The organism is Pseudomonas sp. NPDC096917 (assembly GCF_044762555.1).
Classification (GTDB): Bacteria; Pseudomonadota; Gammaproteobacteria; order Pseudomonadales; family Pseudomonadaceae; genus Aquipseudomonas.
In genome coordinates, this window is record NZ_JBIWEO010000008.1 from 122,894 (window position 1) to 148,809 (window position 25,916).

20 protein-coding genes are annotated in these 25,916 nt (G+C 59.8%); 7 read left to right on the top strand and 13 right to left on the bottom strand.

Features of this window, described 5'->3' with window-relative positions; translation table 11 throughout:
- Positions 1–36: 36 nt before the first annotated feature.
- Positions 37–897, bottom strand: a complete 861-nt coding sequence (locus tag ACIQYF_RS11440; protein WP_402861045.1) for a pirin family protein — start codon at positions 895–897, stop codon at positions 37–39.
- A 257-nt stretch (positions 898–1,154) separates the two neighbouring features.
- Between ACIQYF_RS11440 and pvdM the strand changes: the two genes are divergently transcribed.
- From pvdM to ACIQYF_RS11470, 6 genes are all read left to right on the top strand, one after another.
- Entirely contained in the window at positions 1,155–2,498 is a 1,344-nt protein-coding gene (gene pvdM / locus ACIQYF_RS11445; protein ID WP_402861048.1) for a pyoverdine-tailoring dipeptidase-like protein PvdM, read from the top strand.
- 15 nt (positions 2,499–2,513) lie between these two features.
- A complete protein-coding gene (locus tag ACIQYF_RS11450) occupies positions 2,514–3,368 on the top strand; it encodes a formylglycine-generating enzyme family protein (RefSeq protein WP_402861051.1) in 855 nt (284 codons plus the stop codon).
- A gap of 121 nt (positions 3,369–3,489) precedes the next feature.
- Complete coding sequence (locus ACIQYF_RS11455; RefSeq protein WP_402861054.1) at positions 3,490–5,154, top strand: cyclic peptide export ABC transporter; 1,665 nt, start codon at positions 3,490–3,492, stop codon at positions 5,152–5,154.
- A 149-nt stretch (positions 5,155–5,303) separates the two neighbouring features.
- Positions 5,304–7,775, top strand: a complete 2,472-nt coding sequence (locus ACIQYF_RS11460) for a TonB-dependent siderophore receptor (protein ID WP_402861057.1) — start codon at positions 5,304–5,306, stop codon at positions 7,773–7,775.
- A 119-nt stretch (positions 7,776–7,894) separates the two neighbouring features.
- The gene (locus ACIQYF_RS11465) at positions 7,895–8,758 is read left to right on the top strand and encodes a LysR family transcriptional regulator (RefSeq protein ID WP_402861060.1); all 864 of its coding nucleotides are present in this window, start codon (positions 7,895–7,897) and stop codon (positions 8,756–8,758) included.
- An 86-nt stretch (positions 8,759–8,844) separates the two neighbouring features.
- Positions 8,845–10,089, top strand: a complete 1,245-nt coding sequence (locus ACIQYF_RS11470; protein WP_402861063.1) for an AGE family epimerase/isomerase — start codon at positions 8,845–8,847, stop codon at positions 10,087–10,089.
- 83 nt (positions 10,090–10,172) lie between these two features.
- On the opposite strand, the gene ACIQYF_RS11475 is transcribed toward ACIQYF_RS11470, so the two are convergent.
- From ACIQYF_RS11475 to ACIQYF_RS11500, 6 genes are all read right to left on the bottom strand, one after another.
- Complete coding sequence (locus ACIQYF_RS11475; RefSeq protein ID WP_402861066.1) at positions 10,173–12,605, bottom strand: TonB-dependent siderophore receptor; 2,433 nt, start codon at positions 12,603–12,605, stop codon at positions 10,173–10,175.
- Between the two features lie 100 nt (positions 12,606–12,705).
- Complete coding sequence (locus ACIQYF_RS11480) at positions 12,706–13,683, bottom strand: FecR domain-containing protein (RefSeq protein WP_402861069.1); 978 nt, start codon at positions 13,681–13,683, stop codon at positions 12,706–12,708.
- The gene (locus tag ACIQYF_RS11485) at positions 13,680–14,180 is read right to left on the bottom strand and encodes a sigma-70 family RNA polymerase sigma factor (protein ID WP_402861346.1); all 501 of its coding nucleotides are present in this window, start codon (positions 14,178–14,180) and stop codon (positions 13,680–13,682) included. The genes ACIQYF_RS11480 and ACIQYF_RS11485 overlap by 4 nt, the downstream gene beginning before the upstream one ends.
- A 231-nt stretch (positions 14,181–14,411) precedes the next feature.
- The gene (locus tag ACIQYF_RS11490; RefSeq protein WP_402861072.1) at positions 14,412–15,158 is read right to left on the bottom strand and encodes an SDR family oxidoreductase; all 747 of its coding nucleotides are present in this window, start codon (positions 15,156–15,158) and stop codon (positions 14,412–14,414) included.
- 67 nt (positions 15,159–15,225) lie between these two features.
- Positions 15,226–17,322 carry a putative bifunctional diguanylate cyclase/phosphodiesterase gene (locus ACIQYF_RS11495; protein WP_402861075.1) on the bottom strand — a complete coding sequence of 699 codons (2,097 nt, stop codon included), beginning with the start codon at positions 17,320–17,322 and terminating at the stop codon, positions 15,226–15,228.
- A gap of 99 nt (positions 17,323–17,421) precedes the next feature.
- Positions 17,422–18,306, bottom strand: a complete 885-nt coding sequence (locus ACIQYF_RS11500; protein ID WP_402861078.1) for a LysR family transcriptional regulator — start codon at positions 18,304–18,306, stop codon at positions 17,422–17,424.
- 162 nt (positions 18,307–18,468) lie between these two features.
- Here ACIQYF_RS11500 and ACIQYF_RS11505 point away from each other — a divergent pair, with 162 nt between their 5' ends.
- Positions 18,469–19,995: an MFS transporter gene (locus tag ACIQYF_RS11505; RefSeq protein WP_402861081.1), complete on the top strand. Its 1,527-nt coding sequence runs from the start codon at positions 18,469–18,471 to the stop codon at positions 19,993–19,995.
- A gap of 177 nt (positions 19,996–20,172) precedes the next feature.
- Here ACIQYF_RS11505 and ACIQYF_RS11510 read toward each other — a convergent pair whose 3' ends face one another.
- The 6 genes from ACIQYF_RS11510 to ACIQYF_RS11535 form a co-directional block, all read right to left on the bottom strand.
- On the bottom strand, positions 20,173–21,381 hold the full coding sequence (locus ACIQYF_RS11510; RefSeq protein ID WP_402861084.1) for an acetyl-CoA C-acyltransferase: 1,209 nt from the start codon (positions 21,379–21,381) through the stop codon (positions 20,173–20,175).
- A gap of 8 nt (positions 21,382–21,389) precedes the next feature.
- Positions 21,390–21,860 carry a MaoC family dehydratase gene (locus tag ACIQYF_RS11515; RefSeq protein WP_402861087.1) on the bottom strand — a complete coding sequence of 157 codons (471 nt, stop codon included), beginning with the start codon at positions 21,858–21,860 and terminating at the stop codon, positions 21,390–21,392.
- A gap of 9 nt (positions 21,861–21,869) precedes the next feature.
- Complete coding sequence (locus ACIQYF_RS11520) at positions 21,870–22,655, bottom strand: SDR family oxidoreductase (RefSeq protein WP_402861090.1); 786 nt, start codon at positions 22,653–22,655, stop codon at positions 21,870–21,872.
- A gap of 155 nt (positions 22,656–22,810) precedes the next feature.
- Positions 22,811–23,689, bottom strand: a complete 879-nt coding sequence (locus tag ACIQYF_RS11525; protein ID WP_402861093.1) for an SDR family oxidoreductase — start codon at positions 23,687–23,689, stop codon at positions 22,811–22,813.
- Positions 23,690–23,702: 13 nt separating this feature from the next.
- The gene (locus ACIQYF_RS11530; RefSeq protein ID WP_402861096.1) at positions 23,703–24,854 is read right to left on the bottom strand and encodes an acetyl-CoA C-acetyltransferase; all 1,152 of its coding nucleotides are present in this window, start codon (positions 24,852–24,854) and stop codon (positions 23,703–23,705) included.
- Positions 24,855–24,857: 3 nt separating this feature from the next.
- A complete protein-coding gene (locus ACIQYF_RS11535; RefSeq protein WP_402861099.1) occupies positions 24,858–25,916 on the bottom strand; it encodes an acyl-CoA dehydrogenase family protein in 1,059 nt (352 codons plus the stop codon).

Genomic DNA, 25,916 nt, shown 5'->3' on the forward strand with positions numbered 1-25,916 from the left:
CGCTGGCAAACCAGGTTCCCACAGGAAATTCAGGTGTTACATCTGGCCGAACTTACCCGACTGGAAGTCAACGAACGCCTGATGAATCTCGGCTTCGGTGCTCATCACAAACGGGCCGTGCCCCACGATAGGCTCGTCAATCGGTTCGCCGCTGAGGATCAACAGCATCGCGTCGTTACTGGCTTCAAGGCGTACCTGTGAGCCATCACGTTTGAACAATGCCAATTGCCCTTCGCGAACCACTTCCTTGCCGTTGACCTCCACCGCGCCACGCAGCACCACCAACGCGGTGTTACGGCCCTGGTGCAGATCGAAGACTGCCGACTTGCCCGCGCTCAAGCGAATGTCCCACACGTCGATGCCGGTAAACGTGCGCGCCGGGCCACGTTTACCGTCGAACTCACCGGCGATCAAACGCAAAGTGCCCGCATCGTCTTTAAGCGCCAGTGCAGGAATGTCACGGTCAAGGATGCCTTGATAGCCCGGCTCGGCCATTTTGTCTTTGGCCGGCAAGTTGACCCACAACTGAACCATTTCCAGCATGCCACCCCGGCGGGCAAAGGCCTCAGAGTGGAACTCTTCATGCAGGATGCCCGACGCGGCGGTCATCCACTGCACATCGCCAGGACCAATCACCCCGCCATTGCCGGTTGAGTCACGGTGTTCAACTTCACCTTGGTAGACAATGGTCACGGTCTCGAACCCGCGATGCGGGTGCTGCCCTACACCGCGACGCTCAGTGGTCGGGGAGAATTGGGCAGGACCCGCGTAATCGAGTAAAAGAAACGGGCTGACGTGTTCGCCCATGTTGTCGTAGGAAAACAACGTGCGCACCGGGAAACCATCGCCGACCCAATGACCTCGTGGGGCGGTGTAGATACCCAAAATGTTTTTCATGTTGCACCTCCTGTCATGCCGGGTGACAAGTCTAGATTCGCACCACCTGTATGACTAGATGGCATTTACAAATCTCAGCGTTCCATAGATAGAACAATCTTCACCCTGTAGGCGCGAGCGTGCTCGCGATCTTTTAAACATCAAAAGATCGCGAGCAAAGCCGCTCCTACACTTGGCACACTTAAATTATCGCCTTTGTCCCTCGTCCTCTCCTGATAGCAACGGCCGTACACCGGCGAATTTCTACTGAGATGGCGATGACTAAACCACGCACTAAAAAAGCCCTGTTGATCGGTATTCCTCTCGCGCTGACCGTGGCCATCGGTGGCGGATTTCTGGTCTGGAACACGTTTTTCAAGAGGCATGCAGGCTACCCGTTGAACATCGTCAAGCAAGCTGATGAGCTGCAAGACCGTCTGCTGTCATTCGATAGCCATATCACCGTGCCGCTGGAACTGGGCAGCGCGGGTTATGAGGCTGATAAAGAGGGCCCCGGCCAGTTTGACCTGGCCAAGGCGGCCAAAGGTCGTCTTGGCGGCGCGGCCCTGACGATTTTCGGCTGGCCCGAAATCTGGAACGGCCCCAACGCCCCGCACCGCCCAACCGCCGGTTTTGTCGAAGCGGCGCGCAATGAGCAGCAAGTGCGCTACCAAATCATCAGCGCCATGGTTCGAGACTTTCCCAATCAGGTGGCCATTGCCTACACCCCGGATGACTTTCGGCGCCTGCACGGCGAAGGCAAGTTTGCGATTTTCATCAGCATGCTTAACGCCTATCCGCTGGGTAACGACCTGGACCAGCTCGACAAATGGGCCGCGCGCGGCATGCGCATGTTTGGTTTCAGTTATGTCGGCAACAACGACTGGGCCGACTCTTCAAGGCCGCTGCCGTTTTTCAATGACACCGCTGATGCGCTCAATGGCCTGTCCGAGACCGGCAAGCAGGCCGTGCAGCGCTTAAATGATCTGGGCGTGATCATCGACGTATCGCAAATGTCGAGCAAAGCGCTGGAGCAAGTCAGCCAGCTTAGCCGCACGCCAATGGTCGCCTCTCATTCGGCGCCTCGGGCACTGGTAGACATCCCGCGCAACCTCAGCGACCGGGAAATGCAGCTGATTAAAAACAGCGGCGGCGTGGTGCAAATTGTCGGTTTCTCAACCTACTTGCGGCCGCTCAGCCAGGCCAGCCAAGACAAGCTCAACACCCTGCGCAGGCAGTTCGACTTGCCGCCCTTGGCTAATTTGGAAATGGCCCTGATGCCGGGTGACGCGATCATTACCGTGTGGCCTGAGCAGCGTTTCGGCCAGTACGCCAGTGCCCTTTACGGCATCGTCGAGCAAGAGCCCAAAGCCACCCTCAAAGATTTTGGCGATGCCATTGACTACGCCGTGAAGAAAATCGGCATCGACCATGTCGGCATCAGCTCCGACTTCAACGATGGCGGCGGGCTGGATGGCTGGAAGGACGTGAGCGAAACCCGCAACGTGACCGCCGAACTGCTGCAACGCGGCTACTCGGAGGCTGATATCGCCAAGCTCTGGGGCGCTAACTTCCTGCGTGTGTGGGACACCGTCCAAAAAGCCGCCAAACCCACCCTCTAAGTGAATTCATCGACCATGCCGCCCCTAAAACTGTTGCATTCCCTGCCATTCGTTGCCCTGATCTGGGCCTCACCAAGTCATGCGGCCGAGCCGGGCACTGTGTTCAAAGACTGCAAAACCTGCCCGCAAATGGTGGTGCTGCCCACCGGCAGTTTCGCCATGGGTACGCCTGCCGATGAAGTCGGCCGCGAGCCCGATGAAGGCCCGATACACACCGTGACGTTCAGCAAGCCGGTTGCCATCAGTCGCTTTCAGGTAACGGCGGCCGAATTCGACGCTTACATAAAGGAAACCGGGGTCAAGATTGCCGACGGTGATGATCGGCCGGGACGCACATGCATCGCCAGCAAGCCGAGCTATCCGCAAGGGCCTCGACAGCCTGCGGTGTGCATGGACTTTGAAGACGTTAAACATTACGTTACCTGGCTGGCGAAAAAGACCGGCAAGCCCTACCGCATGGTCAGCGAAGCCACTCGCGAATACGCGGCACGTGCCGGGTCGACCGGGCCTTTTCCGTTCCCGATGGACGCAGGCAAGGACTACAGCATCGCCAAACACGCCAACACCTATGGCCCGGCGGATGGCTACAGCTACTCCTCGCCTGTGGGCAGCTACCCGGCCAATGCTTTTGGCGTGTATGACATGCATGGCAACGTGTACGAATGGCTGGCGGACTGCAAACACAACAACTATGTGGGCGCGCCGAGCGATGGCAGCGCGTGGGTGACTGATTGCGCCGGTGAACTGATGCAAATTCGCGGTAACGACTGGGGTGAAGCACCGGTGTTTTCACGCTCGGGCAATCGCAATGACATTTACCCGCAGACCCGAGGCGACTGGATTGGCTTTCGGGTTGAGCGCGGCCTTTAAGCGCCGTGAACGCCGTAGCCACGAGCACGCTCGCGCCGACGGCGCAATGAAAGCTAAATCCCCCCTTCAATCACTCGTTCACAAGAGACTGCCCTCCCCTTGATCCAAGGAACTCTTGTTTATGAGCCAGCCCGCTTCGCCCCAAAGGTCCCCGGGGGTCTTTCGAGAAATGTTGATCCTGCTCAAACCGTTCCGGCTGGGGGTCAGCCTCTCGGTGTTGCTGGGCATGCTCGGCGGATTAAGCGTCACGGTGCTGCTGGCCACCATCAACAGCGCCCTGCACGCCGAAAACGGACTGACCCAACAGGTGGTCGCGCTGTTTGCAGCGCTGTGCGTGCTGGCGCTGATCAGCAGCATTGGCTCTGACATCGCCAGCAATTATGTTGGCCAGCACATCATCGCCACGCTGCGTAAAGAACTCGGCGAAAAGGTGCTCTCGGCGCCCATTGCGCACATCGAACGCTATCGCAGCCATCGGCTGATTCCAGTGCTGACCCACGATATCGACACCATCAGCGATTTCGCTTTCGCCTTTGCTCCACTGGCTATTTCCCTGACCGTGACCCTGGGCTGCATGGGGTATCTGGCCATGCTCTCGTGGCCGATGTTTTTGATGATGCTGGTGGCGATTGCCATCGGCACGGTGATTCAGTACATCGCTCGCGGCTATGGCCTTAATGGCTTTGCCCAAGCCCGTGAAGCCGAAGATGACCTGCAAAAGCATTACAACGCCATAGCCGAGGGAGCCAAGGAGCTGCGTATCCATCGCCCGCGACGCCAGCGCATGTTCGTTTCGGGGATCCAACGTACCGCACAAAAGATCTGTGACATTCAGGTCCGCTCAATCAACACCTTCGTCATCGCCAAAAGCCTTGGCTCGATGCTGTTTTTCGTGGTCATTGGCCTGGCGCTGGCCATGCAGTCGTTGTGGCCCAGCAACAACCCCGGCGTGATCAGCGGCTTCGTGCTGGTGCTGTTGTACATGAAAGGCCCGCTGGAACATTTGATCAGCACCCTGCCAATCATCAGCCGCGCACAAATTGCCTTCCGGCGTATTGCCGACTTGTCCGAACAATTCAACTCGCCCGAACCACACCTGCTGCTCAACGAACATGGCGCGCAGGACAACACCGTCAACAGCCTGGAACTGCTGGACGTCATTTACAGCTTCGCGCCCGTGGACGGCAATGCGCCCTTCCGCCTGGGCCCGGTGAACCTGTCCATCAAGCAAGGCGATATTGTGTTTATCGTCGGTGAAAACGGCTGCGGCAAAACCACCCTGATCAAGTTGCTACTGGGCCTGTACCCCCCGCAACACGGCGAAATCCGCCTCAACGGCCAGCCGGTGACGGCGGAAAGTCGCGATGACTATCGTCAATTGTTCACCACCATTTTTGCCGACTACTACCTGTTTGACGACGTGGTCCAAGGCGACATGCACATCCCGCAGGATGCCGAGCAGTACCTCAAACGCCTGGAAATCTCGCACAAGGTCAGCATCACTGACGGCCAGTTCAGCACCACCGACCTTTCAACCGGCCAGCGCAAGCGTCTGGCACTGGTCAACGCCTGGCTCGAAGAACGCCCGGTGCTGGTGTTTGACGAGTGGGCGGCCGATCAGGACCCGACCTTCCGGCGCATTTTCTACACCGAACTGCTGCCCGACCTTAAGCGCCTGGGCAAAACCATCATCGTGATCTCCCACGACGACCGTTATTTCGACATCGCCGACCAATTGGTGCGCATGGAGAGCGGCAAGGTCAGCACAGACCTGAAGGTCGCCTGACGAGGCACGCTCCTACAGGGGGGGCTGACCCATTCGGACAATAAATTTCAGTTTTTTTCAGGAACGTCTTTCTGGTTTCTCAATCGCGCTGCGTCTAATAACTATTCCCATTAACAAGAACGAAATTTCTTACGGAGCCTAGGCACGCAATGCTACGACCAAACTTGAGCCGGACCCCTCTTTCGATCGCTACCCAGGGTCTGACTGTTCGCCGTACCCTGTTGTCCAGCGCCCTTGTGGCTTCGGTTTTACTGGGCTCTTCCATGGTTCTGGCCGCTCCCGTGGCGTTGGATATTGCGGCACAGTCACTGGCCAGCGCGCTGAATGAGTTTGGCAAACAAGCCAATCTGCAAATTCTCTACAGCCCAGATCAGGTGCAAGGCATCAAGTCGCAGTCTGTCACTGGTTTGCTGGAGCCGGTCAAGGCGCTCGAAGCCCTGCTGCAAGGCAGTGGCGTGTCGTACCAGCTCAACGGCGACACGGTGATTATCAACGCGCATCAGGGCAAAGGTCTGGAGTTGGGCGCCACCACCATTTCCGGCCAGACCCTGGGCAACACGCTGGTCACCGAAGACTCCGGCTCCTATACCACCGGTGCCACGGCCAGCTCGACCAAACTGCCGCTGTCGATTCGCGAAACGCCGCAAACCGTGACGGTGATCACCCGCCAGTTAATGGACGATCAGGCCGCCCAGAGCATTGGCGATGTGCTGCGCAACGCACCGGGGATTTCCACCCAGGCCTACGACAGTGACCGGATGGAGTACTCGGCGCGCGGCTACGCCATCACCAACTTCCAGTACGACGGGGTTAACAGCCAATACGATGGCGTTTTCGATGAAGGCGCAACCAAGGTCGACATGGCGTTGTACGACCGCGTCGACATCGTCAAAGGCGCTACCGGCCTGCTGTCCGGCTCGGGCGAACCGTCGGCAACGGTCAACCTGATCCGCAAGAAACCGACCCGTGAATTCAAAGCATCGGTCACCGGCAGCGTAGGCTCATGGGACAACTACCGCACCGAAGGCGATATTTCCGGCCCGCTGAATGACGATGGCAGCGTGCGCGGGCGCTTGGTGGGGGTTTATCAGGACGCTGATTCGTACCTGGACCACTACTCCAAAAAGAACGACGTGTTCTACGGCATCATCGAGGCCGACCTCACGCCGGATACCCTGCTGACCTTCGGCATGGACTACCAGAAGATCAAGCCACGCGGCTCGTCCTGGACCGGTAACCCGTACTACTTCTCGGACTACAGCAAGACCGACTTCAGCCGCTCGTTCAACCCGGCCACTGACTGGAGCCGGCGCGATGTTACGGCACAGACGGTCTTCGCCTCCCTCGAACACCGCTTTGCCAACGAATGGAAAATCAAGGGCACCCTGAATCAGCAAACCAACGACCACGACACCCAACTGGGCTCAGCCAGTGGCGGCAATCCGAACCCAGTCACCGGTGAAGGCATGTTTTTCTACTGGGGCAAGTGGGAAGGCCATCGCGTCCAAAACACCACAGACATCAACGCCTCCGGCCCGTTCAGCCTGTTCGGCCGCGAACATGAGCTGGTCGTCGGCGCCACGTCGCAGTCCTCAAGACAAACCGGCGCTACCTTTGACGGCAGCCAATTCGGTCTGGTACCCGGCAGCATCTTCGACTGGAACGGCAAATACCCGAAACCCGATTTCCCGAAAAACGGCAAATACGAAGAAAACACGAATCAGAACAGTGCCTACATCGCTGCACGCTTCAAGCCCGTGGATGACCTGGCGGTGATTCTCGGCAGCCGCGTCAGCGACTTCCAATACAACGACACCTACAAGTACTACGTGCAGTCGCCGACGTTCAGCGACAACAGAACCCGCTCCAAGCAACACGGCAAGGTCACGCCATACGCCGGCGTGGTGTATGACCTGAACGACACCTACTCGACCTACGCCAGCTACACCTCGATCTATAAGCCTGTTACCGAGAAAAGCCGGTCCGGCAGCGCCCTGGCCCCGACAGAAGGCAACAGCTACGAAATCGGCCTGAAAGGTGAGTACTTCGGCGGTCGCTTGAATGCCAGCGCGGCGGTGTTCCGCACCGAACAGAAAAAACTGCCGATCTATGCGGGTATCGATACGGCCGGCAATACCTACTACGAGTCAGTTGACGGTGCCAAGACCAAAGGCATCGAGTTTGAACTGGCAGGTGAGTTGATGCCGGACTGGAACGTCATGGCCGGTTACACCTATGCCCAAACCAAAACCGATGATGGCAAACGTCTCTATGGCTACCCACTGGAAACCACCAAGCCGGAAAACGTCGCACGGATGTTCACCACTTACCGCCTGCCGGGTGGGCTGAACAAAGTGACCGTGGGCGGTGGCGTGAACTGGCAGAGCCCGTTCTACGGCAAGATCTACAACGACTCCAAGGGGGATTACGACATCATCGAACAGGGCAAGTACGCACTGGTTAACCTGATGACTCGCTATGAGTACAACGAACACCTGACCTTCAACCTCAACGCCAACAACGTATTCGACAAAAAATACCTGTCGGGCCTGGGCAACTTCAGCACCGTTTACTACGGCGAACCCCGCAGCCTGACGCTGACTACCAAGTACACGTTCTGACCTTCCCCTACAGGTGTGAGCTTGTCTCATGATCGTTTAAAAGATCGCGAGGCAAGCGCGCCCCTGTGCTTTTCGTGCAATACCCTTACACTGATCGCCCCTGACACACTGGCGCGATCATGGACCTCGACCTGGCACGTACCTTCCTCGAAATCGTTCGCTACGGCAGCCTTGCAGCAGCGGCCGAACAACTTCACATCACCCAGACCGCCGTCACCGCCAGGGTGCAAAAACTCGAAAGCCTGCTCGGGACAAGCCTGTTTGTGCGTAATCGCGCCGGGGCCAGATTGACCCCCGACGGCGAAGCTTTCGTGGTCTATGCCAACCAACTGCTGCACACCTGGGAAGCCGCCCGTCGCGATGTGCCGCGCCCCGAAGGCCTGCACAAAATGCTTCACTTCGGTGGTGAAGTCAGCCTGTGTAATCCGCTGATTCTGAGCTGGGCCAAAGCCCTGCGCCAACACCTCACCACGCACGCCTTGCGGATCCAGATTCGCGACGGCGAGCATCTGTTGCGCCAAATCGAAATGGGCTTGATGGATGCCGCGCTGGTGTATCAACCGGCGTATTGGCCGGGGCTGCAAGTGGAGCAGTTGCTCGAAGAAAAACTGATCCAGATTCGCCGCCCCGCGTTGCCCGATCCTTATGTGTACGTAGACTGGGGCGAAGACTTCCGCCGCCAGCACGACGCAGCCCTGCCCGACAAGGCCCGAGCGCCCATCAGCTTTAACCTGGGCCCCGTGGCGTTGCATTACATTCTGGAGAATGGTGGCAGCGGTTATTTCCGCACCCGGGTGGTCAAAAGCTACCTGGACAGCGGCGCACTGGAACGCGTGCCCAAAGCCCCCGAATTCAACTACCCGACCTATCTGGTCTATTCACGCGAGCGCGACAGTGCAGCCTTGCAGCACGCCATCGAACTGCTGCGCGAACAGGTTGAGGAAGATGGCGACTGGTCGCAGCGCTGGGGCCCGGAAATTTAACATTTGTGCATGGATGAAAGCTTTCAGCTTTTAGGCCAATCCCTTAGTCTGCGAACGCTTGATAACAAGAACCCCACAGGTAGCCCATGACCGATCTCACGCGTGCCAGCGACAGCTGGTTGACCTCCGCTTCCCATCAACTGTGGCTGCACGATCAAGGCCAGGCGCTGTTGGATTTCGCCAAAGCCGCCCGTATTCCGTTCGGTTTTGCCAGCCTCGATCGCTTTGGCAAACGCCCGAACGATGCACAGACAGACACCGTGACCACTGCACGCATGGTTCACAGCTTCGCCCTCGCCCATATTCAGGGCCTGCCGGGCTGTGCACCGCTGATTGATCACGGCCTCGCGGCCCTGACCGGCGCGTTACGCGATGCCACCCACGGCGGCTGGTTCGCTACCCCCAATGCGCAAGACGGCAATCGCCGTAAAGCCGCCTACCTGCATGCCTTTGTCGCGTTGGCCGCCAGCTCTGCCGTGGTTGCCGGGCGCCAGGGCGCGGCCGAGTTACTGGCCGAAGCGGTGGGGGTTCTTGAGCGCCATTTCTGGTCAGAAGACGAAGGGGCATTGCTGGAAAGCTTTGCCGAAGACTGGAGCGACTGCGAAGCCTATCGCGGCGCCAACAGCAATATGCATGGCACCGAAACCTTTCTGGTACTGGCGGATGTACTCGACGAGGACCTGTGGCTCGACCGCGCGCTGCGCATCGCTGAACGGGTGATTCATCAACACGCTGCGCAGTCCGACTTTTTACCCATTGAACACTTCGATGCACAGTGGCAGCCGCTGCCCGACTACAACCGCGACAATCCGGCGGACCCTTTTCGGCCTTACGGCAAAACCCCGGGCCATGCATTCGAATGGGCGCGCCTGTTGTTGCACCTTGAGGCCGCGCGCAAACAACGCGGCATGCCGAGCCCTGACTGGCTGCTGGAAGATGCCCGGCAACTGTTCCACAGCGCTTGCCGCCATGGCTGGAACGTCGATGGTGAGGCAGGCATTGTCTACACCCTGGACTGGAACCATCAGCCGGTGGTGCGCGAGCGCTTGCACTGGACTCTGGCCGAAGCGGCTGCGGCGGCCGCGGCGTTGGTGCAACGTACCGCCGAACCTGAATATGACGAGTGGTATCAACGTTTCTGGGATTACATCGACCTGCACCTGATAGACCGTCAGGACGGCAGTTGGCACCACGAACTGGGCCCGGACAATCTGCCCTCTGAAAACATCTGGCCCGGCAAGCCGGATCTTTACCATGCTTACCAGGCCACTTTATTGCCACGCTTGCCGCTGGCGATCAGCCTGGCCAGCGCGCTCAAACTGCGCCGCTGAAGATCGATGCCGAACTAAACCCGTAGCCGCTGGCGCAGGCTGCGAGCGGCGACAAAGTCATCGCAAACCAGCCAGCGCGCTTATCACCAGTCGTATTTAACTTCCAGCGCCGCCGTACGTTGCTGGCCGTAGTAGCAGCCGAAGCTGTAGTTACACGACGACACGTACTCGCGGTCAAACAGGTTTTGCACGTTCAGGCTGGTACTGACGCCTTTGAAACTGGGGTCGAGTGCGGCCAGGTCATAACTGAGCGTGGCGTCGTACACCACGAAAGACGGGGTTTTAAAGGTGTTGGCCGAGTCGCCATAGCCTTTGCCGGTGTAACGCGCACCGCCGCCCAACGTGACACCTTGCAGCGCTTTGCCGGTGAAATGGTAGTCAGTCCAAATACTGGCAGCCCACGGCGCCTGAGCTTCGCTTCGGTTACCTTGGTTGCTGTAGTTAGTCTTGCTGTAGAAAGAGTCCAGATACGACAACGATGCAATCAGGTCGATATGACCGAAGCTGCTCTTGGCTTCCAGTTCAACCCCGCGCGAGCTTATCTCAGCGTCCTGGACCTGATATTGCTGGTTCTGCAAGTCACCGGTCAGCACGTTTTGTTGCTTGATATCGAACACCGACGCCGTGAGCAACGTGCTGGCATTGGGCTGATATTTAACCCCTACTTCGTATTGCTTTCCGGTCACCGGCACGAATGCCTTGCTTCCACGTTCCGGAGCCGTCGTGCCCACCGACGGCAAGAACGATTCGGTGTAGCTGATGTAAGGGGCCAAGCCAAATGAGGTGATGTAGGTCAGGCCCACCCGTGCGGTGAATTTGTTGTCGTTTTGCGGCACACGGAGGTTGGCGAGCAAGTCATTGTTTTCAACCTTGGCCCAATCCTGGCGACCGCCAATGGTCAGGATAACGTTGTCCAGTTTGATCTGGTCCTGCACGTACAACCCTATTTGCTTGCTGCGGTTATCCCATTTAGTGGTCAGCGTCGGCACGCCGGTGGTGCGGTAGTTCGTCGGGTTGTAGAGGTCGATGACCTCACTGCCATACAGGTTGTAGCCCTGATACTTGCGGGTGAACTGACGGTAGTCGAGCCCCACCAGCAAGGTGTGCTGTATATCCCCGGTGGCGAAGTCGCTTTGCAGATGGTTGTCGAAAGTGTACGAGCTGTTTTGCTGACGCCAGTCGAGCTTGGTGCGGCTGGCGTGGGTGTCGGCGACGCCGTCTACTGTGACAAAGCGGTTGAGGTAAAACCCTTTGTAGCGGTCATTGACGTCGATGTAGCTCAAGCTCTGGCGATACGTCATGACGTCATTGAAGGCATGGGAAAACTGATAACCAAGCACATACTGATCGCGCCTGTAGTCGTTCCATTTCGAGTCGCCCAAAAACGTATCACGATCAATCCTGTTGCCCTGGGAGTTGCGGTACAGGCTGCCCACGGCCGGCAGCGCCTGATAATCGGCCAGGCCATCATCGCGCTGCAATTGCGCGTAAACAGTCAGCTCGGTGCTGTCATTGGGTGTCCAGCTAACGCTTGGCGCCAGCAGCTTGCGTGAGTCTTTGGTGTGATCCACCTGCTCCCCCCCCGTGTTGCCGACACCGATCAGTCGGTAGCTCAGAGTATTGGCCTCGTCCAGCGGCCCGGTGAAATCAAAGGCCAGGTTGTAGCGATCAAAACTGCCAGTGCCGACCTTGATCTGCTGCTTGGCTTGGGCGCTGGGCCGCTTGGACACTAGGTTGATCATACCGCCTGGCTGATTTTGCCCGTACAGCACCGAAGACGGCCCCTTGAGCACTTCGATACGCTCCAGGGTGTACGGGTCGATTTGCGGAGTACCGCCCAAGCTGCCTGCCGAGGGCAAATACGCCCCGTCGAGGTACAACAACGTCGGGGCAAATCCGCGGCTGGTGATCTCGTCAGCAATGGTGTTGCGATCGGTATAACCATTGGTGTTGAGACCCGGCGTGTAACGCAAGGCCTGGGTCAGGTCGCGAGCGCCCTGCACTTGCACTTGGTCAGCCGTGACCACGTTGATGGTCTGCGGGATCTCCAGGATTGGCGTGTCGGTCTTGGTCGCGGTGGCCGAACGGGTCGCCACAAAGCCGTCCACCGGGCCACGGCCATCTTCAACCTGATGCGCCGAAACCGTGGTCGCACCCAAATTCAATGCGCCGGTTTCAACCAGCGGGTAAACACTCAACGCGCCATTGTCAGTCACGCTCAAGCCCAGGCCGCTGCCGGCCAAGGCACGTTCGGCTGCCTGCTGCGGGGTGAACCTGCCGTGCACCGGAGCCGACGTCTTGCCTTGCAACAACGCTGGCGAGATCGACAGAGTCAGGTTGCTGTCGCGAGCAATCCGGCTCAGGGTCACGCCCATCGGAGCGGCTGGCAGAGCGTAGGCACGAATGGCGTCTTGTTCGTGGGGCAGCGACTCGGCCATTGCACTCAACGGGTGGTCAGCAATGGTCAGGGTAATGGTCAGTGCCAGCAGGCACGGGCTTAGCGAGGCGTACGACATGGGGGGCCTTTCTCGTTGTAGTGTTGGCAGTTGTAACCTTGACCAACGAGCAGAAACTTCCCCTCACACTGTTTGCAAATAATTCTTATTGGCTGGTTTTTTAACGGCGTACGTCAATCGTCGTCAGCCACGGCCCGTAGCGTGTGACCTTGATCGGCAGGGTTTGCGCCAGTGCACTCAAGGTGTGCGCGGTGTTATCCAGCGGGAACACCCCAAACACCCGGACCCGCGCTGCTTCGGGACTGATGCGCAACATGCCGGTCTGATAAGGGCGCAGCGCATCGACCAGCGCCGACAACGGCTCATCGTGCAATTCGACCCGCCCTTCGAGCCAATCGGCCTGACTCCCCGACGTTGGCGTTTGTGGGTCAATCTGGTGGGAGGTGAACGATACGACCTGACCGGTTTCAATGCGCCGCTGCAAACCGCCCAAGGTATCGAGTTGAACGCTGTGCTGTTGCACGCTGGCCAGACTTTCGTCTGTACCTTGGCGGACCATAAAGCGCGTGCCCAAGGCTTTGACCTGGCCTTGCGCGGTTGCGACCACAAACGGGCGCCGGGCGTCGGCGGCAACATCGACCTGCAGTTCGCCTTCGCGCAGCCGCACGCGGCGCTGCCCGGCGCTGAACTCAATATCGACCGCGCTGCGGGCGTTCAGGGTCAGACGGCTGCCGTCGGCCAATTCAAGGGTTTTGCGTTCACCGGTGCCGGTGTGTTGATCGGCCATCAAGCCCGCCAGCGGCGTGATGCGATCAACCACACCCGCAGCACCCAACCCGAGCAGCACCAGCAATACGCCGCCTTGCAGGGCTTTTTTGCGTGAGGGCGACGTTGTTTCCAGCAGTGCCTTGCGAGCGGCTTGCAACTGCCCGGGGCTGCGGCGGTCAACCGACTGCAAATCGGTCAGCGGATTTTTCAGCAGCCCGGCAACGCGCTGCCAGGCGGCCATGTGTTCGGGGTTTTCGGCCAGCCAGGCTTTAAACACCTGACGCTGCGAGGGGCACGCATGGCCGGATTCGAGGCGCAGTATCCAGTCAATGGCGGCACGGGTGATGGGATCGACCTTGGTTTTGCTCATAACGCCTGTGCCGTTTGAGACAAGCAATGAACAAAGGCGCGGCGTAAATCACGTTCCACCGTGGCCAGCGAGACACCTAATTGATCGGCGATGGCTTGTTGCGGCAGACCCTCGAGGCGACTCAGCAAAAAAGCCCGTTTGACCCGCTGCGGCAGGCCTTCGAGCACACGGTCAATGGCTTCGATGGCTTCGCGCACCAACGCGATGTCTTCAGCCGAGGGTGCGCAGTCTTGCGGCAGGTCGGCCAGTTGCTCCAGGTACGATTGTTCCAGTTTGCGTCGGCGCCACAGCGAACACAGCATGCGTCGGGCTACGGTGCTGAGGTAGGCGCGGGGTTCCTGGATGCGGTCCAGTTGTTGCGCGTCAAAGGCGCGCAAGAATGTGTCTTGAGTCAGATCCGCCGCATCCTGCGGGCAACGCACCTGTCGCGACAGCCAGCCGCGCAGCCACGTGTGGTTGTCGTGATACAGGCTTGCCAGCAGGGCTTTGGGATCCAGATGAGATGACACGATAGATAACCAGACTCAAATAGCAATAAGTCGCATTATCGGCAGATCAGCAGGAATTGCAATGGGGTTAGTCGGGGGATATGTCAGGAGCTGCGAAGGATGCGTCCTCGATCGCAGCCTCGCTTCGCTTCTCAGCGGCTACAGAGACCTTATCGCTCCACACCCTCTAGCCGCTGCCGAAACCTGCGATGGGCTGCGCAGCGGCCCCGCTTTTAGGGTTTAACGCCCGCCCCCCAAATCAAGGAAGGTGCCGGTGGTGTAGGACGCTTTGTCCGACAGCAGCCAGATAATTGCTTCGGCGACTTCTTCCGGGCGACCGCCTCGGCCCATCGGGATAATCGGCTCAAGCCTGCTGACGCGCCCCGGATCGCCGCTCAGGGCATGGAAGTCGGTGAAGATGTAGCCCGGTCGCACGGCGTTGACCCGTATACCCTCGCCGGCCAGTTCTTTGGACAAGCCCAGGGTGAAGGTGTCGAGGGCGCCTTTGGAGGCGGCGTAGTCCACGTATTCGCCCGGTGAGCCAAGACGCGCGGCAACCGATGAGACGTTGACGATGTTGCCACCCTGCCCGCCATAGCGCGGCGACATGCGCAGCACCGCGTGTTTGGCACACAGGATGGGGCCCAATACATTGGTTTTCAGGGTGTGCAGAATACGGATCTCCGACATTTCGTCGAGCCGGGACTTTTGCCCCACGGTGCCTGCGTTGTTGACCAGCGCCGTGACGGCCCCCAACTCCCGGTCAACCCTGGCGAACAGGCTGATGACTTCGTCCTCGTCGCTCACGTCCGCCTGCACGGCGATCGCTTGTGCGCCAAGGGCGCGGACTTCTTCCAGCACTTCGTGGGCCGATACGTCGTCAGACTGGTAGTTGATGCAAATCCGGTAGCCCTGTTGCGCGGCCAATAGCGCCGTAGCCGCTCCGATCCCGCGCCCACCACCGGTGATCACGATGACTTTGTCCATAAATACGCGCTCCCACTCTCAACGGTGTCAATGAGAACGCCAGAGTAACCGCGATGGGAGGGGTTTGTCAGGCCCGTGTGGGTTTGTCGCAAACAGGGTATTTGGCACGATGAATGTCCACCATGAACTGATCGGCCGGCAACGGCTGCCCCAGCAGAAAGCCTTGCAAAGAGTCACAGCCCAGGGTGGTCAAGAAACTTTGCTGGGTATCGGTCTCCACGCCTTCGGCCACGATTCGCAAACCCAATGCCTGGCCCAGCGCCACAATTGCCGAGACAATCGCGGCATCGTCGCTGTCATGCTCCAGGTCACGCACAAATCCACGGTCGATTTTCAGCTCATTGGCCGGCAGCCGCTTGAGGTACATCAGGCTTGAGTAGCCCGTACCAAAGTCATCAATGGACAGGTCTACGCCTATCTGCGACAACTGTTGCAGCACGTTCATGCTCGCGTCAGCATCGCTCATGGCCGTGGTTTCAGTGATTTCCAGGGTCAGGCTATTGGCCGGTAGCTGGTGCCGTTCGAGCGCCGAGAGCACGCTGTCGACCAGCCCGCAATAGCAAAACTGCAATGCCGACAAGTTGACCGCGATGCGCCAATGGCTGTAACCCTCGTCAAACCAGACGCGCATTTGCCGGCACGCTTCGTTGAGCACCCATTCACCCATCGGGATGATCAGCCCGGTCTTTTCCGCCAGTTCGATAAAGTCTTCGGGCAGCAATAAACCGTGCTGCGGATGCTCCCAGCGCAACAAGGCTTCGGCGCCTACGGGCTGGCCATTGCTGGCGTCGAACTTGGGCTGGTAGTGCAGGCGAAACTGGTTGTGCTCCAGTGCCTGACGCAGGTCTTGCAACAATTGCAATTGTTTGCGGGCGTTGGTATTCATCGAGACGTCAAAGAAGCTGTAGCTGTTTTTGCCGCTGCCTTTGGCGTGGTACATCGCCGCGTCCGCATTCATCAACAGCTCTTCGGCGGTCTGGCCATTGCCGGGGTACAAGGCAATGCCGACGCTGGCAGAGATCTGTAGATCATGCTCCGCCACCCGGAATCCCTTCGACAGCAGGCTGACCTGACGCGCGGCAACCCCTGGCGCATCGTCGGGTTCGGCCAAGCGCACCAGCAGCACAAATTCATCGCCACCAATGCGTGCCAGGGTGTCCTGGCTGCGCAACTGTTCGCGCAAACGCATGGCCACTTCACGCAGCAATAGATCACCCAAATGGTGGCCAAAGGCATCGTTGACCGGCTTGAAACCGTCCAGGTCAATGAACATCAACGAGAAACAACCGCCCTGCTCCGTGACTTTGCCCATGGCCTGCCCGATCCGGTCAGCCAGCAGGATGCGGTTCGGCAACCCGGTCAGGGTGTCATGCAGGGCAAGTCGGGTGAGTTCCTCGTTGGCCAGGGTCAGTGAGTCCGCCAGTGCCGCCGTACGGGCATCCAGCCGCGCATCGAAAATCGAGGTCAGCAGGGCAATCACCAACACTGCCAGGCTGGACACCAGCACCAGGTTGTCGAGACCTTTGACGCTCAAACCGGTTGCAAGCGCGCCGCAGTAACTGCCAATTGGAAAGCTCGCCGCCGCCATACCGGTGTAGTGCATGCCAACAATCGCCAGGCCCATGATGACCGATGCCCCAGCCCGCGCCAGACGCACGTAAGGGGTTTGCTTGCGCAAGCGAAACGCTATCGACAGCGCGGCCGCCGAAGCCCCGGCGGCGATCACCAGCGACAACCCAAACAGGGTCGGGTCGTAATCAATGCCCGGCTGCATGCGCAAGGCGGCCATGCCGCTGTAGTGCATGGCGCTGATCCCGGCGCCCATGATCAAGGCACCGAACAGCAATTGCAGCACAGGCAAGCTCGGCTGGCTGACCAACCACAAGGCAAACCCGCAGGACAAAATCGCCACCAGCAACGACCACAGCGTAAGCCCCACGTCATACCCCAGCTCTAGCGGCAACTCCAGCGCCAGCATCCCGATAAAGTGCATGGACCAGACGCCAAAGCCCATGGCCAGCGCCCCACCTGTCATCCACAGGTAGGCCGTACGACCCCGCGAACTCGCGATCCGTGCGGTGAGGTCAAGCGCGGTATACGACGCCAGAATCGCAACACAAAGGGAAATAAACACCAGCGCGGGAGAGTACGTTGCAACAACCATGGGCCTTCTCTTGAGCTAATCCGAACAGCATCCATACCCGATGCGCGATTGTACTGCTTCCTCAGGCGAACGCACGTTCATGCCAAGACTTGTCATCAATCAGGGCGCAGGGGGTCGAATATCGCGCCTGATGTTCTCGATATAGCGCACCACTGCAGACGATTTCTCAAAGCGACGATAGATCAAAGACAACCAGGATGTTGCGTCACTGCCTTCAATGGTTCGATACACCACATTCGGCAGGCAGATATGCCCCAGCACTGAAGCCGGAACGACTGCCACACCCTGATTCAAGGACACCAGCGCAATCACTGCCACCAGCCCGCCCGGCTGCGCGCCCAGTTTCGGCGCATAACCGCCCTGTGCCGCGACGTGCAAAGTGCCGCTGATTTGCTCGGGCAGAATGAACGTCTCGTGCTGCAAATGCTCGGCGTGGATGTGCTTGAGGCGTGTCAGCCAGGTATCGGCCGCCAGTGCCAGGACAAACCCTTCCCCATCCAGACGAATGGCTTCCAGTTCCGGGGGCAGCGCCATCGGGCAACGCACGTAGCCCAGGTCGAAACGCCCTTCGACAACCTGTGTCGGCAAGCTGGCCATCGGCGCTTCACGCACGCTGAGGCTGACCTGCGGCGACTCGTGCAGGTAGGCGTGTACCTGGCGCTGCAACACGCCTGAATACACCGCCGAGGCTACATAGCCCAATTCGATATGCCCGGTTTCCCCGCGTCCGGCACGTTGCGCGTGGCGCTGTGCCCGCTCGAACTGACGCACCGTTGCATCGGCCTCCGGCAGCAACGCCCGACCGGCCTCGGTCAGGCTGACCTGACGCTGCTCGCGCACAAAAAGGCGCACCCCAAGGGCGTTTTCAAGGTCCTGAATTTGCCGGCTCAAGGTGGGCGGCGCAATGCCCAGCACTTGGGCAGCACGGGTGAAATTGCAGTGCTGTGCAACCGCCAGAAAGTAGCGAAAGTGACGTATATCCATAGCCGCGTTAGCTCAAAGGTAATGAAGTTCGGGCAGTCAGCTAACGCACCTCGGCCAGCGCAGCGTTACCCTGTCAGGACCGCCACACTAGAGAGCCCCGAACATGTCCGTCAACCTGATTACTTACAAAGTAATACCCTTTTCTGGCGCAGGGCTGCTCCCATGAAAACAGTCAGCCCGCGCCTGACCCTGCTCACTGCCAGCGGGGTTTGCTCACTGATCGTGCTCGACACCAACATCGTTGCGGTCACCTTGCCCACCATCGCCCGCGATCTGGGGGCCAACTTTGTCGACATCGAATGGGTGGTCAGCGCCTATATGCTGGCGTTTGCCGCCCTGCTGCTGCCCGCGGGGAGCATTGCCGACCGTATCGGGCGTAAAACTACCCTGATCTGGGGCCTGTGCATTTTCATGCTCGCCTCACTCGGCTGCGGCGCCGCCCCCAATAGCCTGCTACTGGAAATCGCCCGTGCCGTCAAAGGGGTCGGCGCGGCATTGTTGCTGACCTCTGCACTGGCCTCCATCGGGCATGCCTTTCATGACGAAGTCGAACGCGCCAAGGCCTGGGCTTTTTGGGGCGCCTGCATGGGCGTGGCCATGACCGCTGCGCCGACCTTGGGCGGGCTGATCACCCAATACCTGGGGTGGCGCTGGATTTTCTACCTCAACCTGCCGGTCGGTTTAGTGCTGCTGGCGCTGGTCCGGCATGCCATTAGCGAGTCCCGTGATCCGCAATCGGCACGGCTCGACCCGTGGGGCAGCCTGGCCTTCAGCGCCAGCTTGCTGTGCCTGATCTGGGGGTTGATCGAAGCCAATCGCATTGGCTGGGACAACCCGCTGACTTACGCTCGCCTGTGCGGCGGTGCATTGCTGCTGGCCCTGTTTGTGTGGGTTGAGTCTGTGCAACAACGGCCGATGATCGACCTGCAACTGTTTCGTCATCCCCGCTTTATCGGCGCCCTGCTGGGTATGTTTGCCTATGCCGGTTGCGCCCAGGTGATGATGACGCTGCTGCCGTTTTACCTGCAAAACGGCTTGGGTTTCAGCGCCATTTTTTCGGGGCTGGGCATGCTGCCCTTTGCCCTGACCCTGCTGATCTGCCCGCGCATCGGCGCGCGCCTGGCGTCGCAATTCAGCCCGGCGAGCATGATGGCCGCGGGTTTGACCCTGGTCGGTTGCGGCAACTTGCTCTGCGCCTTGGCGGTCGACCATGGCGGTTACCTGAGCTTTGCCCTGGCCACTGCCGTGACGGGTGCTGGCGCTGGATTACTGAATGGCGACACGCAAAAAAACATCATGGCGTGTGTTCCGCGAGATCGGGTAGGCATGGCCTCCGGCATGAGCACCACCATGCGCTTTAGTGCCATCGTGCTGGCCATCGGCGTATACGGCGCGCTGCTGGGCGGCCACACCGAGCAGAATCTGCACGCCAGCCTTGCGCAACAAGCCAATCAATGGCTGGGGCAAAGCCACTTTATTGCCTCACGCGTGGTGGCCGGGGATATGCAGGGAGCGCTCAGTCAGTTGCCGCAGGCGGTACAAGCCCACGTCCAGCTGCTGGCGACTCAGGCGTTTATGACAGGTTTCAGTCGCCTGCTGTGGGTAGCCGGTTGGTTGGGGTTGTTGGGGGCGTTAGTGGTAGGAACGCTGATGCGCAAACCGATTCCGCGGTTCGTGGTCGCAACCTGACACGTCATTTAAGGCATCAACATCAAAAACTCGGCGGTCAGCGCACGCTCGCGTGGGAGTGGCCGCAGGCTGCGATCTTTTGATCTTTAAAAGATCGCAGCCTGCAGCCGCTCCCACGCCAGCTGCGGGTCATCTGCCCAACAGAGGCGGCGACACGAGCAACCCCACAGCACGCACTCAGTTCAGTTCAAACAAACCTGCCGCGCCCATGCCGCCGCCTATGCACATGGCAACCACGACAAATCGCGCTCCACGACGCCGACCTTCGAGCAGGCTGTGGCCGACCATCCGCGCACCCGACATGCCAAACGGGTGACCAATGGAAATTGCCCCACCATTCACGTTCAGACGGTCATTGGGTATTTCCAGAAAATCGCGGCAGTACAGCACTTGGCAGGCAAACGCTTCGTTGATTTCCCACAGGTCAATGTCAGACACGGTCAGGCCAAAACGCTTGAGCAATTTAGGAATCGCAAACACCGGCCCGATGCCCATTTCATCCGGCGCACAGCCGCTCACGGCGATCCCGCGATACACACCCAAGGCCTCGATCCCACGCGCTTTGGCTTGCGCACGGCTCATCAGCAAGACCGCCGAGGCGCCGTCCGAGAACTGCGAGGCGTTGCCCGCGGTGATGAACTCACCTTGCTGCACCCACTTGCCGTCTTTCCACACCGGTTTCAGCGCAGCCAGGTCTTCAAGGGTGGTAGAGGGGCGATTGCATTCGTCACGATCGGCGATCACGTCTTGGTGACCGCTCGGCTGGCCTTCTTTGTCGAAGAGCAGTTTGCGGGCAGCCAAGGGCACGATTTCGTCGCTGAACAAACCACCCGCTTGCGCCGCCGCTGTGCGCTGCTGGCTTTGCAGGGAATACTGATCCTGTGCTTCGCGACTGATGCCATAGCGACGCGAGACGATTTCAGCCGTTTCGAGCATCGGGATGTAGGCGGTCGGCATGCATTCCAGCACGGCTTCAGACTGCGCCCGATACGTATTTTTATATTTATTCTGGGTCAGCGACAGCGACTCGACCCCGCCCGCCACTGCAATCGACATTTCGCCGGTCAGGATGCCTTTGGCAGCCAGGCCGATGCTCATCAGGCCCGAGGCGCACATGCGGTCAATGGCCATGCCCGGCACCGTGTCGGGCAGACCACCGGTGTAAGCGCACAAGCGACCAAGGTTGTAGCTCTGAGTGCCCTGTTGCGCTGCGGCCCCCATGATCACGTCTTCGACCGAACCCGGCTCGATACCGGCACGCTCCACCACGGCCCGCACCACATGCCCGCCCAACACGGGGGCTTCGGTGTCGTTAAACGAACCACGGAAGGATTTGGTCAGCGCGGTCCGGGCTGTGGAGACAATCACAACGTCATTCAAATTCATGTTCCGGCTCACTTCTGAAGAGGGTTGAAGGTGTAGCGGCTGATGGTGTCCACCACGCAGCCAGGGCGATCGCTGCCCTCGATTTCGACGCTCATGCGTACCACCGCTTGCAGGGCTTGGCCGAGGTTTTCCACGCGCAGGATTTCGCCATGCCCACGTACCCGCGAGCCGACTTTTACCGCTGCCGGAAAGCGCAAGCGATCACTGCCGTAGTTAATGCCCATGGCCAGATTGGCGAATTGCATCAGTTGCGGCATAAACAGGTTGGCCAAGGACAACGTCAGATAACCGTGGGCAATGCAGGCGCCGAACGGGCCTGTGGCTGCACGCACCGGGTCGACATGAATCCACTGATGATCACCGGTCGCTTCGGCAAACAGGTTGATGCGCTCCTGGGTGATCACCAGCCAATCGGTGCGGCCCAGGTCCTGGCCTTGCGCGGCCAGTAACTGTTCGGCGCTGCTGAATAGCGTGCTCATGGGTTGTCCTCAAGCCTGTTGCGAACTGACGGGCAGCACTTCGCCGACCATGTATGAGGCGTAGTCGCTGGCCAGGAACACCATCACGTTGGCCACTTCCCAGACTTCGGCGGCACGGCCAAAGGCTTCGCGGCTGGCCAGTTGTTCCAGCAATTGGCTGCTGGAGGCCTTTTTGAGAAAGTCGTGCAAGGCAATCGAGGGCGCCACGGCGTTGATCCGCACTCCGCTTTCAGCGGCTTCCAGCGCGCTGCAACGGGTCAGGGCCATCACCCCGGCTTTGGCGGCGGCGTAATGGGCCTGCTCTTTTTGGGCGCGCCAGCCAAGTACCGAGGCATTGTTGACGATGGCCCCGGCGCCACGCCGCTCCATGTGCGGGAGCATGGCGCGGGTCATGCGCATGGTGCCGGTCAGGGTGATGTCGAGCACCGACGACCATTGCTGGTCGGTCATTTCAGTGAGACGAACCTGACCGCCCAGACCGGCGTTGTTAATCAGCACGTCGACCCCGCCCAAGGCGTCCTCGGCAGCGGCGACCAGCGCTTGTACGTCAGCTTCGACGGTGACGTTGCACAGTTGCCCGTAGACCGCTTGCAGGCCGGTTTCGGCCTTGAGACGTTCCACTGCTTCTTCGAGGCGACGCGGGTGAATGTCGGAAATCATCAAGGCACGACAGCCTTCTTCGGCGCAGCGTTTGGCGGCGGCATAACCGATGCCTGCACCCGCGGCGGCGGTGATCAAAATCGACTTTCCGGCCAGTAGCTGGTGGCCGGGAACGTAAGGAGGCGCTTGTCTCATGGTTGAATTCTCTTGTTATAACCAAACAGCACACACAATCTCTGTGGGAGCTGGCTTGCCAGCAATGCAGACAACGCGCTCAGATTGCAAAACTGAAGCGCCCCTATCGCTGGCAAGCCTGCTCACACCGTTAATTGCGATGTCAACAGCAGAGCTCAGCTCCCCCACACCCGTTGCGGCTTGGGCGCTTCGGCCAATATTTCACGCATGGCCACCCCCACTTCTTCAGGCGTCCACTGCGCGCCTTTGTCGCGGGTGACACCGGTGCGCCAGCCATCGCCCAACGACAGTCGCCCGCCCTGGCTTTCAATGATTTGCCCGGTCACATCGCGCGACAGGCTGCTGCCCAGCCACACCACCAGCGGCGCAACGTTTTCCGGCGCCCAGGCATCAAATCCGCCATCTTCGGGCTTTTTCACCATGTCCGGCATCGCGCTTTCGGTCATTGAGGTACGCGCCGCCGGGGCCAGCGCATTGGCAGTCACGCCATAACGCGCCAGCTCTGCTGCTTGCACCAGGGTCAACGCGGCAATCCCACCTTTGGCCGCGCTGTAGTTGGACTGCCCCACCGAACCCTGCAAGCCCGCGCCGGAGCTGGTGTTGATGATGCGCGCATCCACCGGCTGCCCGGCCTTGGCCTGATCGCGCCAGCGTTTGCCCAGGATGTTGGCCAGGCAAAAATGCCCCTTGAGGTGCACGCGCATCACTGCATCCCAATCTTCTTCGCTCAGGCTGATAAACATCCGGTCGCGCAAGATGCCTGCGTTGTTGACCACCACGTGCACGTCGCCAAATGCAGCCAATGCGGCATCGACGATGCGTTGGGCGGTGGCTGTCGTCGTGATGTCGTCATCGTTGGCGATGGCCTGGCCGCCCGCGTCACGGATCTGTGCAACCACCCCTTCGGCCGCTTCACGACGAATATCGTTAACCACCACATTCGCGCCTTGTGCCGCGAATGCCAATGCGTAGGCCCGGCCCAAGCCGCCGCCCGCGCCAGTAATAATGACGGTACGTCCTTCACAAATTGCCATGTCAGTGCTCCTGTCAGAGGCGCTCGATAATCGTCACGTTGGCCTGCCCGCCGCCTTCGCACATGGTTTGCAGGCCATAACGGCCGCCGCTTTGCTCAAGCTGGTTGAGCAAGCTGGTCATCAGCCGTGCACCGCTGGCGCCCAGCGGATGGCCCAGGGCAATCGCCCCGCCATTGGCGTTGGTCTTGGCCGGGTCGTAATCCAGCTCTTTGGCCCAGGCCATGACCACCGAGGCAAAGGCTTCGTTGATCTCGACCAGGTCGATGTCGTTGATGCTCATGCCGGCTTTTTTCAGCGCAGCACGGGTGGCGGCAATCGGTGCCGTGAGGTGCCAGATCGGGTCGTCGCCCAGCACCGAAAGGTGATGGATACGCGCTCGTGGCGTCAGGTAGTAGCGTTTGAGGGCGGCCTCAGAGACCACCAGCAGCGCCGCCGAGGCATCACAGGTGGAGCTGGAAACCGCTGCCGTGATTGACGGATATTCGGCAAATACCGGTTCCAGCTCAGCCATTTTGGCCAAGGTGGTGTGCCGCGGGGTTTCGTCGTCCCACACCCCTTCGCATGGCACGATCTCGTTCACAAAACGCCGCCCGGCAATCGCGTCCAGCGCCCGCTGATGGCTTTGCAGCGCATAGGCTTCCATGTGCTGGCGGGTAATTTGCCAGTGATCGGCAATTCGTTGCGCGGCGTAAAACTGGTTGACCGGCTGCGTGCCAAAACGCGCCTGCCAGCCTTTGCTGCCGGAAAACGGGTCGCTGAAACCCAACGGCTGTCCGGCCAGCATGGCCGACGAAATCGGAATTTGGGTCATGGTTTGCACACCGCCGACCGCGATCACGTCCTGGGTACCGCTCATCACCGCTTGCGCAGCAAAGTGCAGCGCCTGCTGCGACGAGCCGCACTGACGGTCAATGGTGGTGCCAGGCACGTTGAGCGGCAAACCGGCCGCCAGCCAACTGGTGCGGGCAATGTCACCGGCTTGCGAGCCGATGGTATCGACGCAGCCAAAAATCACGTCGTCGTATTCATCCGCCGGAATCTGGTTGCGCTCCACCAGCGCCTTGAGCACATGGGCTCCCAGATCAATCGCGTGAACATGGGCCAGACCGCCCTTGCGCTTGCCGGTAGGGCTGCGCAGGGCGTCAACAATATAGGCTTGGGGCATTTATCAATCCTCGAACGTATGGCCGGGGCCTAAAGGCGTCGTGCCACTGAGTACATGCTCGGCCACGCGGGTTTTGTGCAAGGCGCGATCACCCCAGGCGTTGTCCAGCGCCCAGGCCCGTTTCATGAACATTTGCAGGTCGACTTCCCAGGTGTATCCCATGGCCCCGTGCACCTGAATACCGTGTCGGGCCGCCAGCCAGCTGGCTTCGCAGCAGGCAATTCGCGCCTGTGAAACCCACACCCCGGCATTCGGTTCGTGATGGGCCAAGGCATAGGCGGCGCGGTACAGCACCGGCTTGGCGAATTCGAGTTGGGTGGCGACATCAGCCAGGTGATGCTTGACCGCCTGAAAGCTGCCAATCGGCTTGCCAAACTGTTTGCGCTGGGCGGCGTAGTCCACCGACAGGTCAAGCATGCGCTGCGCCAGCCCTAACAATTGCCCGGCCACCGACAAGGCGCCCCGATTGAGGGCTTGTGCCCACAAGTCGCGGCCTGATTGCGCATCGGCAACCAACGTGGCCGCGCTCGGCTGCCAGCTGACTGTCGCCAGGCGCCGCGAGGCATCAATGCTGCTGTGTGCTTGCACGTCGACCTGGCTGCGCGGTACGGCGTGCACTTCATCGCCGTGGGGCAACAACAACCAGTCGGCGTGGGCCGCATCGGCCACCAATGGGTTAACCGGGTGGCCAATGGCAATCCGCAAGCTGCCATCGGCAATGCCTTCGAGCCATTGCGCACGTTGCGCCACGCTGTCCGGCAAACCGCTGATCAACGCGCAGGCCACATAGGCGGTGTCGCCCAATGAGTCGGGAATCGCGTAATACCCCAGTTCCTGGGTCATCAGCGCCCAGGCCACATCGTCCATGCCCAGCCCGCCAAAGGCTTCAGGCACGGACAGTGCAGTCAGGCCTTGTTCGGCAATTTTGTTACGCAAGTCCGGCGAGCGGCCGACATCGGTTTCCCAGATTTCACGGAGCATTTCCGGCGCGGCTTCGGTCATCAAAAAACGGCTGATGGCCTCGCGGAATGTCTGCTGGTCATCGGTAAAGGTAAAGTCCAT